Genomic DNA, 12,623 nt, shown 5'->3' with positions numbered 1-12,623 from the left:
GTTATTTCTTGACCGGTGGTTCGGCAGCGGGCTGTGCGCCACGTTCCTGCCATGCCTTGCGTGCAGCGCGCGAGCGCGTGAACACGGCTTCGAGCGCCGCGCCGTCGCCGGCGTCGATCGCGGCACGCAGCCGCGCGAGCACGCGCGTGTAGCCGTCGAGCTCGTCGAGCAGCGCCGCGCGATTCGCGACACACACGTCGCGCCACATTTCCGGGCTCGACGCCGCAATCCGCGTGAAATCGCGGAAACCGCCCGCCGCATACGAGAATTTCAGTTCGGCATCCGTCTCGCCGAGGATCTGCTCGACGAGCGCGAACGACAGCACGTGCGGCAGATGGCTGATCGATGCGAACACGCGATCGTGCTGCTCCGTGCTCATCATGCGCACGTCGGCGCCGGTCGCCCGCCACATCGCGTCGATCCGCGCGACCACGTCGGGAGCGTTCTCCGGCAGCGGACACAGCACGACGTTGCGGCCGACGTACAGATCCGGCAGCGCGGCCTCGACGCCACTGGACTCGCGCCCGGCGATCGGGTGGCCCGGCACGAATTGCGCGATCCGCGCACCGAGCACGTCGCGTGCCGCCGCGACGACATCGGACTTGGTGCTACCCGCGTCGGTGACGATCGTCGCGGCGTCGAGCCACGGCGCGATGCGCGCGAGCAACGGGCCCGTTTGCGCGACGGGGGCAGCCAGCAGCACGAGATCGGCGCCGGCAAGCGCATCGCGCACTTGCGCATCGTCGTCGAGCGCCGCCGCGCGATCGATCACGCCGAGCACGAGCGCGCGCTCGACCGACGCACGCGATCGACCGACGCCGACGACCTCGCCCGCACCGCCCGGCGCGCGCTCGCGCAGTGCGCGCGCCAGCGATCCGCCGATCAGGCCGACGCCGAAGATGACCAGTTTGTTGAATGCAAAGCCTGACACGACAAGAGCCAAGTGACGCGCGCGGAACGACGCCCCGCGCACGGAAGTCCAGATCCCGGGCAACGGACCCGCACCCGGCGCGATCTGCGCCGGATACCGCCCGAACCCGCCTTGGGCAGCGCCACCCGGCCTGCCCTGCCCGCTTCGCCGCGCCGCCTGCGGGGTGCAGGCGACGGGCCGCTGCGCGTCAGCGCGCGCGCGGATACGAACCGAGTACCTTCAGGAACGCGGCCTTCTGGCCGAGCTCCGCGAGCGCGGCGGCCACGGCTGGCTCGTCCCGGTGCCCTTCGATGTCGATGTAGAAGTAATACTCCCACGTGCCGACCCGCGCCGGGCGCGACTCGAAGCGCGTCATCGACACACCGTGCCGCGCGAGCGGTTCGAGCAGCTTGAACACCGCGCCCGGCTCGTTCTTCACCGACACGATCAGCGAGGTCTGGTCGTGACCGCTCGGTCCGGCCGGCTGCTTGCCGACGATCACGAAACGCGTGCGGTTGTGCGGATCGTCCTGAATCAGCGAGAACGCGATCTGCAGCCCGTAGTGCGCAGCCGCGCGGTCACCCGCGATCGCCGCGACGCTCGGGTCGGCCGCCGCGAGACGCGCGGCCTCCGCGTTGCTCGACACCGCTTGCCGCTCGAGCTGCGGTGCGTTCGCGGCGAGCCACTGCTGGCATTGCGCGAGCGCCTGCGCATGCGCGCAGACGCGCGTCACGCCGTCGAGCGTGCCGCTCTGCGTGAGCAGGTTGTGATGGATCGGCAGCGCGAGCTCGCCGCTGATCAGCAACTGCGTCTGCAGCAGCAGGTCAAGCGTGCGCGACACCGCGCCTTCGGTCGAATTCTCGACCGGCGCGATGCCGAATGCCGTCGCGCCCGCCTCGACCGAGCGGAACACCTCGTCGATCGACGGGCACGGCAGCCCCTCGATCGACTGGCCGAAATACTCGAACATCGCCTGTTCGCTGTACGTGCCGACCGGCCCGAGGAACGCGACGTGGATCGTCTGTTCGAGCGCGCGGCTCGCGGCCATGATCTCGCGCCAGATGGCGCTGATGTGCTCGCCAGCGAGCGGCCCCGCGCTCATGTCCTGCAGGCGCGCGATCACCTGCAGCTCGCGCTCCGGCCGGAACACCGGCGCGTTGAAGTGCTTCTTGACCTCGCCCACCTCCAGCGCCACCGCGGCGCGCTGGTTGAGGAGCGCGATCAGCTGCGCGTCGATCGCGTCGATGCGGTCGCGCAACGGTTTCAGGCGGGAATTCAGTTCGTCGTCCATGCGTAGTTGCCGTGCTGTTTGAACAGCGCCGCGCTCAGGCGCCGCGCTGTTCGAAGTCCTTCATGTACTCGACGAGCGCTTTCACACCCGCGAGCGGCACCGCGTTGTAGATCGACGCCCGCATGCCGCCGACGGACTTGTGGCCCTTCAGCTGCAGCAGCCCGCGCGCCTTTGCGCCGGCGAGGAAGTCTTCATTGCGCGTTTCGTCGGCCAGGAAAAAGGGCACGTTCATCCGCGAACGCACCGCCGGCTCGACCTTGTTCAGATAGAAGCTGCTCGCATCGATCGTGTCGTAGAGCAGCTTCGCCTTCTCGATATTGCGGGCCTCGATCGCCTCGAGGCCGCCCAGCCGCTTCAGCCACTGGAACACGAGGCCCGCGATGTAGATCGCATAGGTGGGCGGCGTGTTGTACAGCGAGTTGTTCTCGGCGACGGTCTTCCATTCAAATGCGGACGGGCAGATCGACATCGCGCGATCAAGCAGATCCTCGCGCACGATCACGACCGTCACGCCGGCCATCCCGATGTTCTTCTGCGCGCCGCCAAACAGCACGCCGTACTTCGCGACGTCCATCGGGCGTGACAGGATGTGCGACGAGACATCTGCGACGAGCGGCACGTCGCCGAGGTCCGGAATCTCGAACGTCTCGACGCCGTCGATCGTCTCGTTCGTGCACAGATGCACGTAGGCCGGATCGTCCGACAACTGCCAGTCGGCGCGGGCGGGCGCGCGCGTGAAGCCGTCCGCCGTCTTGCCGGATGCGGCCAGATGCGGCGTGCCGTATTTCTTCGCTTCGTTGAACGATTTCTGCGACCACGAGCCCGTCACGACGAAGTCGGCGGTCTTGCGCGAGCCGAGCAGGTTCATCGGCACGATCGCGTTCTCGGCGATGCCGCCGCCCTGCAGGAACAGGATCCGGTGGCTGGCCGGCACATCGAGCAGTTCGCGCAGGTCGGTCAGCGCCGCCTCGTGGATCGACATGAATTCCTTGCCGCGATGGCTCATCTCCATCACGCTCATGCCGCTGCCGTGCCAGTCGAGCATTTCGTCAGCGGCCTGCCGCAGCACTTCCTCGGGGAGCGCCGCAGGACCGGCGGAAAAATTGAAGACGCGCATCGTGAAAACCTCGGGAGGGACGCGACCGGCTTGCCGCCGGCAGAAAGAACCGCGCCAGAAAAGAAATGGCCGCTTGCGCTCGCGCGCAAACGGCCATTATCGCACTGTCATCAGGCTCCCGCCAAACCCGGCCGAACGGCCGGGCGGCGTGCCCGGACGGCTTACTTGCCCGGCTTGACTGCCGCGACTTCCTTGTCAGCCTGAGCGCGCGTCGCCTGGATCGCTTGCGGCATGTATTTCTGCATCAGGCCGTTGACCACGTCACGGCCAACCTGGTCCTGAACCTGGATGAACTTGCGGCCCGTCGGGCTCTTGTAGAACGTCGTCAGATCCTTGATCTCCGACGTGCTGTAGTACTTTGCATACGCGTCGTACTGAGCCGACATCGCGTCGTTCTGGAACTGCTGCGTGCCGAACACCTTGCCCGCGCCGTCAACCAGCTTCGGCACCGCGTTCTTCTGCAGCGTCGGCACGGCGGCCTGCTTCTGCTTGTCGTTCAGCGACTTGTTTTCCGACAGCGCGTCCGACAGGATCGCCGGTACGAGCTGCTTTGCCTGCATCTCGGCGCTGTTGCCGATAGCCGACACGAGCTTCGGCGCGTCGATCGCGTCGAGCAGATCCTTGATCGCAGCCTTCTTGTCGGCGTCGATCGGCGCAGCTGCCGCGGTCGCAGCCGGTGCGGAATTCGACAGCGCTTGCGCCATCGCGAACGTCGGCACCAGTGCAGCCAGCAGAACCAGTTGCTTGAATTGCTTTTGCATCATCACTCCCTTTTGGAAATATGAATGGTTGCTCGCCGACCGCGGCACTTTTCGCCCGCGGCGGATCGAGTCTCATCCGTTCTTCAGGCTTCGCCGTCCGACGCCTCGTCGGCCTCGCCATCGCCCTCTTCGGCTTCCGCGATCTGCTGCAGGCCGGAGAGCTTGGTACCCTCATCGAGACTGATGAGTGTAACACCTTGCGTGGCGCGGCCCATCTCGCGAATCTCGGACACGCGTGTACGAATCAACACGCCGGCGGTCGTGATCAGCATGATCTGATCCTCGGCGTCGACGAGCGTCGCGGCGACGACCTTGCCGTTGCGCTCGGACGTCTGGATCGCGATCATCCCCTTCGTGCCGCGGCCGTGACGCGTGTACTCGGTGATCGGCGTGCGCTTGCCGTAGCCGTTCTCGGTCGCGGTGAGCACGGTCTGCTCCTCGCTGCCGGCAACCAGCAGCGCGATGACCTGCTGCCCGTCCTCGAGTTGCATGCCACGCACGCCGCGCGCTTCCCGGCCCATCGGACGCACGTCGTTCTCGTCGAAGCGCACGGCCTTGCCGGCGTCGGAGAACAGCATCACGTCGTGCGCGCCGTCGGTGATCGAGGCGCCGATCAGGTAGTCACCCTCGTCGAGACCGACCGCGATGATGCCCTTCTTCATCGGGCGGCTGAATGCTTCGAGCGGCGTCTTCTTCACGGTGCCGAGCGACGTCGCCATGAACACGAACTTGTCGGCCGAGAATTCCTTGACCGGCAGCACGACGTTGATCTTCTCGCCGTCCTGCAGCGGGAACATGTTGACGATCGGACGGCCGCGCGAGTTGCGCGAGCCCTGCGGCACTTCGTAGACCTTGACCCAGTACACGCGACCGCGGTTCGAGAAGCACAGGATGTAGTCGTGCGTGTTCGCGATGAACAGCGTCTCGATCCAGTCGTCTTCCTTCATCTGCGTCGCCTGCTTGCCGCGACCGCCACGCTTCTGCGCGCGATACTCGGACAACGGCTGCGACTTCACGTACCCCGCATGCGACATCGTGACAACCATGTCCTGCGGCGTGATCAGGTCTTCGGTATTCAGCTCGGTCGCGTTCAGCTCGATCTTCGAGCGGCGCGCGTCGCCGAATTCGGCCTTCACCGTCGTCAGCTCTTCGCCGATCATCATCGTGATCCGCTCGGGGCGCGCGAGGATGTCCAGCAGGTCGGCAATCTGCGCCATCACTTCGCGGTATTCGCCGATGATCTTGTCCTGCTCGAGACCGGTCAGGCGTTGCAGACGCATCTGCAGGATTTCCTGCGCCTGCGTGTCGGACAGACGGTACAGCCCGTCGGTCTGCATCCCGAACGCCGGGTTCAGGCCTTCCGGACGGTACGCGGAGCGGCCGCCCGCCGACGCGTTCTCGGTCTCGGCGCGCGTCAGCATCTCGCGCACGAGCGACGAATCCCACGGTTTCGCCATCAGTTCCTGCTTCGCGATCGGCGGCGTCGGCGCTGCCTTGATGATCGCGATGAACTCGTCGATGTTCGCAAGCGCAACCGCAAGACCCTCGAGCACATGGCCGCGTTCGCGGGCCTTGCGCAGTTCGTAGATCGTGCGGCGGGTCAGCACTTCGCGTCGATGCGACAGGAAGCACTGCAGGATTTCCTTCAGGTTCAGCAGCTTCGGCTGGCCGTCGACCAGCGCGACCATGTTCATGCCGAACGTGTCCTGCAGCTGCGTCGCCTTGTAGAGGTTGTTCAGCACCACTTCGGGCACTTCGCCGCGCTTCAGCTCGATCACGACGCGCATGCCGCTCTTGTCGGACTCGTCGCGGATGTCGGAGATGCCCTCGAGCTTCTTCTCGTTGACGAGCTCGGCGATGCGCTCGAGCAGCGAGCGCTTGTTCACCTGGTACGGCAACTCGTCGACGATGATCGCCATCCGCTGGCCGCGGTCGATTTCCTCGAAGTGCGTGGCCGCGCGCATCACGACGCGGCCGCGCCCGGTGCGGTAGCCGTCGCGCACGCCGGCGACGCCGTAGATGATGCCGGCCGTCGGGAAGTCCGGCGCCGGGATGATCTCGATCAGCTCGTCGATCGTCGCTTCCGGGTTGTTCAGCAGGTGCTGGCACGCGTCGACGACTTCGTTCAGGTTGTGCGGCGGGATGTTGGTCGCCATGCCGACCGCGATGCCCGAGGAGCCGTTGATCAGCAGGTTCGGGATGCGCGACGGCAGGACCGACGGCTGCATCTCGTTGCCGTCGTAGTTCGGTTCGAAGTCGACCGTTTCCTTGTCGATGTCGGCGAGCAGTTCGTGACCAATCTTCGCCATGCGAATTTCGGTGTAACGCATCGCCGCGGCATTATCGCCGTCGATCGAGCCGAAGTTGCCCTGCCCGTCGATCAGCATGTAGCGCAGCGAGAAGTCCTGCGCCATCCGCACGATCGTGTCGTACACCGCGGTATCGCCGTGAGGGTGATACTTACCGATCACGTCACCGACGATACGCGCCGACTTCTTGTACGCGCGGTTCCAGTCGTTGTTCAGTTCGTGCATCGCGAACAGTACGCGCCGGTGCACGGGCTTCAGGCCATCGCGGACATCCGGAAGGGCACGTCCGACGATCACGCTCATCGCGTAATCGAGATACGAACGGCGCATTTCCTCCTCTAGGGAGGTGGGCAGGGTCTCTTTGGCGAATTGATCCATGTATCCGTATCGTTTCGGAGCGAAGACGGCGAACGCCTTTCGCGTGGGCGCTGCATGCGCAACGCAACGCGAGATTCTAACATGCGCCCATCAGCCGCCAATTCGCCGCCCCCTCTATATGTAAACAGCAAAAATCACGGCCACAGCGGCGGCACCCGGACCGACCGCGATCGCGCCCCTTCAGGCAGTTCGGGGGTCACGCGAATCCGCATCACGCATGCGAGTAAACATTTGCGACCTTTCGCGCAATTTCGCGGGCACGCTCTTGACAATCCCTAAAAGTTACGGCAGGCGGGTGTTGCGCATGCACCACAAAGTTGGAGCGATCTTAGGGTGGGGAGGATTTTTTTTCGTAGGAAGGGAACGATATGGCAAAATGCCAACGCACTGAAAGTTAGACGCTGCTCGAAGTCTACACAGAGCGGTGCCGCGTTTTTTGTGCCGCACCAATGTTATACTTCGAGCAATGTATGACTTGTCACCGTCAACAGGCTCGCAGTAAACCTGCGGTAATCTCAATTTCGAGAGGAGAAATATGAATAAACTTTCAAAGCTCGCGTTCATTGCAGCTACCGCAGTTATGGCTGCATCCGCTTCGGCACAGTCGGTGCCGGCGTCGCGTCAAGCCGTCAACGACAACTGGGTGAACGGCACGGGCGAATGGGTGTGGATGAACGGCACGAACGAGCTCTGCTGGCGTGACGCGTTCTGGACGCCGGCCACCGCCAACGCAAAGTGCGATGGCGCACTGGTCGCCCAGGCACCGCAGCCGCCGGTCGCTCCGGTTGCTCCTCCGGCCATCACCAGCCAGAAGATCACGTACCAAGCCGACGCACTGTTCGACTTCGACAAGGCAACGCTCAAGCCGCTGGGCAAGCAAAAGCTGGACGAACTGGCTTCGAAGATCCAGGGCATGAACACGGAAGTGGTCGTCGCAACGGGCTACACGGACCGCATCGGTTCGGACAAGTACAACGACCGTCTGTCGCTGCGCCGTGCGCAAGCTGTCAAGTCGTACCTGGTCAGCAAGGGTGTCCCGGCCAACAAGATCTACACGGAAGGCAAGGGCAAGCGCAACCCGGTCACGACGGGCTGCAACCAGAAGAACCGCAAGCAACTGATCGCTTGCCTCGCACCGGACCGCCGCGTGGAAGTCGAAGTGGTCGGTACGCAAGAAGTCCAGAAGACGACCGTTCCGGCGCAGTAAGCCGCGGTTTTCGACTGCTTCAAAGCCCCGCTCCGGCGGGGCTTTTTCTTTGACGCCCGTCCAGGCGCTCGCTGGCCTCGTTGTGCGCCCCCTTATATACTCGGGGCTGACGTATCGACGCACCGCCCTCCTTCCGTAGCCCGTTTGCCGACATGACCAACGCCGATCCGCACGAACTCCAGAAATTCAGCGACCTCGCCCATCGGTGGTGGGACCCGAATGCCGAATTCAAGCCCTTGCACGACCTGAACCCGGTCCGGCTCGGCTGGATCGATTCGCATGCGCACCTCGCCGGCAAGCGCGCGCTCGATATCGGCTGCGGCGGCGGCATCCTGTCCGAATCGATGGCCGGGCTCGGCGCGCAGGTGAAAGGCATCGACCTGTCGACCGAAGCGCTCGGCGTGGCCGACCTGCACAGCCTCGAAAGCGGCATCACGGTCGATTACGAGGCGATCGCCGCCGAAGCGATCGCCGAACGCGAGCCGGGCACCTATGACGTCGTCACGTGCATGGAGATGCTCGAGCACGTGCCGTCGCCGGCCGGCATCGTCGCCGCGTGCGCGACGCTCGTGAAGCCGGGCGGCTGGGTGTTCTTCTCCACGCTGAACCGCAACCTGAAGTCCTACCTGTTCGCGGTGATCGGTGCGGAGTACATCGCGCAGATGCTGCCGAAGGGCACCCACGACTACGCGCGTTTCATCCGCCCGTCGGAACTGGCGAGCTTCGTGCGCGGGACCGATCTGCACATCGTGGAGATCAAGGGCATCACCTATCACCCGATCGGCAAGCGCTTCGCGCTGTCGAACGACACCGACATCAACTATCTCGTCGCGTGCCGCCGCGGCGTCTGACCTTTCGACCGGCATGAGGACTCTCCTTTCGACCAGGCGGCCAGCACTCGACGAGCCGCGCCTGCTGCACTGCGATGCCGTGCTGTTCGACCTCGACGGCACGCTCGCCGACACCGCGCCCGATCTCGCCGCCGCCGTCAACAAGATGCAGCGTGTGCGCGGCCTGCCCGAAACGTCGCTCGACGTGCTGCGCCCTCTGGCGTCGGCCGGTGCACGCGGCCTGCTCGGCGGCGCATTCGGCATCGACCCGCAATCGCCCGGCTATGAAACGATGCGCGACGAGTTCCTTGCCAATTACGCGACGGACATCTGCGTGCACACGGTGCTGTTCCCCGGCATCGGCGACGTGCTCGACGAACTCGATGCGCGCGGCGTGCGCTGGGGCATCGTCACGAACAAGGCGATGCGCCTCACCACGCCGCTCGCCGACCTGCTCGGCCTCGCGACGCGCGCGGCCTGCATCGTCGGGGGCGACACTACGCCGCACCCGAAACCGCATCCGGCCCCGCTGCTGCATGCGGCCGGACAGATGACACTCGCGCCCGAGCGCATCGTCTATGTCGGCGATGATCTTCGCGACATCCAGGCCGGCAGTGCGGCAGGCATGGCGACGGTCGCCGCCGCCTATGGCTACTGCGGCGACGGCGCCGCGCCGGCCGACTGGCAGGCGCAGCATCTCGTCGGCACGACGCAGGAACTGCGCGAACTGCTGCGCGATGTTGGGCTATAATGATTGATCTTATCCGCGGGGGCGACCTGGTTTCGACAGGGGTTGTGAAGCGGCTAGGGCATGTCGAGGACCCGTCACCTCGTTAATCAATGGGAAAATCGTAACTGCAAACGACGATACGTTCGCACTGGCAGCCTAACGGCCGCCGTCCTCTGCCTAGTTCACTGACGGGCTAGTGTCGCAAGACCGGTAGCAATACCGCCAGAGGTCATTTACGTCAGTTAAGCCCTGTCGGCGTCGCGACGCCAGGGTCGAAAATCTAGCGAATCGCCGTAGTGCAGCGTGTTCGTCCGCGTCGCTGCGGTTAAATCAAATGACTGAACTAAACATGTAGAACTAGTCGTGGAGCGCTTCTGGACGCGGGTTCGATTCCCGCCGCCTCCACCAAATTCCGCGCTTGACGCACGAACCCCGCACGACGCGAGTCTGCGGGGTTTTTTGTTGCCGGTGAAATCTTACGTCCCACGCCTTCCGAAAAAGCGCCCGGCCCCGGACGGGCCGGACGGAATGCCGCCGGTATGCCGGCGGCAGGAGGTGGTGGATGTTCGGCGCCGCCCGCGCGGTGATCGACCGCAGCAGACGGCACCCTGCCCGGCACCGCGACCGGGACGCGACGCACCGTCGCACCCGCCGCGCGGCCTCCCCGGGCGATGCACGGCTTAGCTGCCGCGATACAGCGACTTCATTTCTTCTGCGCTGGCCGGACGCACGCCGATCGCACGCGAGCCCGATGCCGATGCGCCCTGCACCTGCGCGCCATAGCCGCTGGCGTCGGCGCCTTGTGCCTGGGCCAACGCGCTGCGCTGTTGCTCGGCAACACGCGCCGTGGCGGCCTGGATCGCTTCCGGATAGTGCGGATCTTCGCCGCTGGCGGTGTTGTAACCGGCCTGCTGGAGTTGAACCAGTTCGGCGCGAACCTGTGCGCGGGTGAGTGCCGAGCCGGACTGCGCGAACGAAACGACCGGAGCAACGAGAGCGGCAGCAACGACAACAGCTTGAACGAGCGACTTCATGATGACCTACCTCCAGATTTGTCTGATTTCGCGGTGAACACCCGTTCATCGCTGACAAACCGAAGTTTATGTAGGCGGATGCTTAAGAATAAGGCAAGTTTCAGGAAGACATCCTTCCCGAATTAAGGGTTAACCCTAGACGCGATACGCACCCGATCCGGCACCACACGATCGCACGACACAACGACGGACCACAAAGCACGAGCCCCGCAAGGCAGCACGCTCTGCGGGGCTCGAAAAGAACCGCGCGGCATCGGCGCGGCTCGGCCAGACGGTCGCGTCGACGACGACCCGGCACGCCTGCGTTTGTTTACTGAGTGTCCATCGGGCACTTCAGGTTGCAGCCGTTCGGATCACCCATATCGCCCTTCCGGCGCAATGCCGATTTCTTGCTGCTCTGGTATTTCTGCGACGGCGTCGACGCCGCGAAGGGCATCTGCGGATGCTCGTTCAGGCGGAACTGTTCGCTCAGGATCCCGCCGGGCACGCCCGGGGAATTCTGCGCAAGCGCAAACGGCGAAACGGCGAGAAGAAGCCCCGCGGTCAACGCGGCCGCAGAGAGGGGAACGGAAAGTTTCATGGCGGGATGACGCCTGAACGGCGTGCTTGTTGGAACGTTGATCAAGCGGCAAGCGTAGCGCAAATCCCTCTCTGCTGCAGCGCGGTTCGCACGCGCCCCCGTTACCGTGCGTTGCCTTCCGGCGCGCCCGCCCCGGCGGTACCGGCGAGCCCCGCCGCGATCCCGGTCAGCGTCCCGCACGCGACCGGATCGTAGCCGTCGAGATGCGCGACGCGCTCGACGAAGCGAGCATCGCGCAGCAAGGCCAGCACGCCGGCGAGCGGCCGCGAGTCGAGCTGCGTGCGTTCGCACGCGAAGTAGTAGTCCTCGTCGACGACCGGGATGAAATCGAGCCCGAAATGATGGGCGGCCGGCTCGACGCCGAAGCCGAGATCGGCCATCCCGCTCGCGACGAACGCGGCGATTGCCGAGTGCGTGAGTTCGGCCGACGCATAGCCGTCGATACGCTCGGGATCGATGCCGATCGCGCGCAACGCGAGATCGAGCAGCATGCGCGTGCCCGACCCCGGCTGCCGGTTGACGAAGCGGATGTCGTCGCGGGCGAGATCGGCGAGCCCGCTGACCTGCTTCGGGTTGCCGCGCGGCACGAACAGCCCCTGCTGGCGACGCGTCAGATGAATCAGCACGTGACGCGTGTCGTCGAGCCACGGCCGGTAGATCTGCGCGCACTGCTCGCGGAACGCGCCGCGCGGCAGATGGAACCCGGCCAGCTCGCATTCGCCGCGCGCGAGCGCCTGCACGGCCTCGACACTCTCGCGATACTTGATGTCCACGGCTGCCTGCGCATCGACGAGCGCGGAAACGAGCGTCGCAACCGCATAGCCGTGCGATGCATGGATCCGCACGGCGCCGTCGCGCTGCGCGAGCCGCCGGCTCAGGTCGCTGGCCACCTCGGCCGCCAGCGCGCGCAGGTTTCCGTCGAGACGGCTGCGCGCGAGGCGCTGCGCGTCGACGACCGCCTGCCCCAGCTCCGACAGCGTCGATCCCTTGCCGCGCGCGGTCTCGATCAACTCGCCGCCGACGCACGCCTCCAGCGCCCGCAGCATGCCCCAGGCGTGCCGATACGACAGCCCTTTCGCCTGCGCAGCCTGCGCGATGCTGCCCGTATCGGCCACGAGCTCCAGCAACGGAGCGACGTCCGACAGGCTGGCGGTGCGGCCCTCCGAGTCGCGTACGGTCAGATACGCGTCGCATTCGATTCGAATCAATTATGTACTCCGATTTCCTATTGCGACTGCGGAATCTTCCGCTTATCGTTGCTCAAAATCAATCAGGACGAAGTCCCGGTGTGCACTATATGAATTGGTGGCACATATGAGACTTTGGAGGAGCATAACCGATGTCCCCGAATTCCCCTGCGCCCGACGCGCTCGTCGAGCGCCATGCGCACGCCGGCCGCTCGCTCGTCGCGATCCTGCATGCGATCCAGGACGATGCAGGCTACGTGCCGGCAGGCTGCGTCGCACCGCTCGCGAA

11 protein-coding genes, 1 other RNA gene and 1 pseudogene are annotated in these 12,623 nt (G+C 65.2%); 5 read left to right on the top strand and 8 right to left on the bottom strand.

The features are described from left to right. Nucleotide 1: 1 nt before the first annotated feature. The 5 genes from DIE23_RS36230 to gyrA all read right to left on the bottom strand — a co-directional run bounded on the left by DIE23_RS36230 (nucleotide 2) and on the right by gyrA (nucleotide 6,766). Nucleotides 2–931, bottom strand: coding sequence for a prephenate dehydrogenase/arogenate dehydrogenase family protein (locus DIE23_RS36230; RefSeq protein ID WP_124617354.1), 930 nt, complete (start codon nucleotides 929–931; stop codon nucleotides 2–4). Between the two features lie 187 nt (nucleotides 932–1,118). Beyond that, entirely contained in the window at nucleotides 1,119–2,201 is a 1,083-nt protein-coding gene (pheA, locus tag DIE23_RS36225) for a prephenate dehydratase (protein ID WP_124617352.1), read from the bottom strand. 34 nt (nucleotides 2,202–2,235) lie between these two features. After that, entirely contained in the window at nucleotides 2,236–3,318 is a 1,083-nt protein-coding gene (gene serC / locus DIE23_RS36220; protein WP_124617350.1) for a 3-phosphoserine/phosphohydroxythreonine transaminase, read from the bottom strand. A gap of 161 nt (nucleotides 3,319–3,479) precedes the next feature. Beyond that, nucleotides 3,480–4,079, bottom strand: a complete 600-nt coding sequence (locus tag DIE23_RS36215) for a DUF2059 domain-containing protein (RefSeq protein WP_014897732.1) — start codon at nucleotides 4,077–4,079, stop codon at nucleotides 3,480–3,482. An 83-nt stretch (nucleotides 4,080–4,162) separates the two neighbouring features. Further along, nucleotides 4,163–6,766, bottom strand: coding sequence for a DNA gyrase subunit A (gene gyrA / locus DIE23_RS36210; protein ID WP_124617348.1), 2,604 nt, complete (start codon nucleotides 6,764–6,766; stop codon nucleotides 4,163–4,165). 535 nt (nucleotides 6,767–7,301) lie between these two features. On the opposite strand from gyrA, the gene ompA reads away from it, so the two are divergent. From ompA to ssrA, 4 genes are all read left to right on the top strand, one after another. After that, the gene (ompA, locus tag DIE23_RS36205; protein WP_124617346.1) at nucleotides 7,302–7,973 is read left to right on the top strand and encodes an outer membrane protein OmpA; all 672 of its coding nucleotides are present in this window, start codon (nucleotides 7,302–7,304) and stop codon (nucleotides 7,971–7,973) included. 152 nt (nucleotides 7,974–8,125) lie between these two features. After that, nucleotides 8,126–8,824 (top strand): bifunctional 2-polyprenyl-6-hydroxyphenol methylase/3-demethylubiquinol 3-O-methyltransferase UbiG, encoded by a 699-nt coding sequence (ubiG, locus tag DIE23_RS36200; protein ID WP_124617344.1) that lies wholly within the window; start codon nucleotides 8,126–8,128, stop codon nucleotides 8,822–8,824. A gap of 13 nt (nucleotides 8,825–8,837) precedes the next feature. Further along, nucleotides 8,838–9,554 (top strand): phosphoglycolate phosphatase, encoded by a 717-nt coding sequence (gene gph / locus DIE23_RS36195; protein WP_124617342.1) that lies wholly within the window; start codon nucleotides 8,838–8,840, stop codon nucleotides 9,552–9,554. A gap of 17 nt (nucleotides 9,555–9,571) precedes the next feature. Next, nucleotides 9,572–9,941, top strand: a transfer-messenger RNA (tmRNA) gene (gene ssrA / locus DIE23_RS36190). 272 nt (nucleotides 9,942–10,213) lie between these two features. On the opposite strand, the gene DIE23_RS36185 is transcribed toward ssrA, so the two are convergent. From DIE23_RS36185 to DIE23_RS36175, 3 genes are all read right to left on the bottom strand, one after another. Continuing rightward, on the bottom strand, nucleotides 10,214–10,567 hold the full coding sequence (locus tag DIE23_RS36185; protein ID WP_124617340.1) for a DUF4148 domain-containing protein: 354 nt from the start codon (nucleotides 10,565–10,567) through the stop codon (nucleotides 10,214–10,216). Between the two features lie 310 nt (nucleotides 10,568–10,877). Next, nucleotides 10,878–11,147, bottom strand: a complete 270-nt coding sequence (locus DIE23_RS36180; RefSeq protein WP_124617338.1) for a hypothetical protein — start codon at nucleotides 11,145–11,147, stop codon at nucleotides 10,878–10,880. A 101-nt stretch (nucleotides 11,148–11,248) separates the two neighbouring features. Then, entirely contained in the window at nucleotides 11,249–12,355 is a 1,107-nt protein-coding gene (locus DIE23_RS36175) for a substrate-binding domain-containing protein (RefSeq protein ID WP_124617336.1), read from the bottom strand. Between the two features lie 131 nt (nucleotides 12,356–12,486). Between DIE23_RS36175 and DIE23_RS36170 the strand changes: the two are divergent. Then, a pseudogene (locus tag DIE23_RS36170) lies at nucleotides 12,487–12,623 on the top strand (formate dehydrogenase); the annotation flags it as partial.

Source organism: Burkholderia sp. Bp9143 (genome assembly GCF_003853645.1).
Taxonomy (GTDB): Bacteria; Pseudomonadota; Gammaproteobacteria; order Burkholderiales; family Burkholderiaceae; genus Burkholderia.
This window is presented reverse-complemented; position numbering and strand designations above follow the sequence as displayed.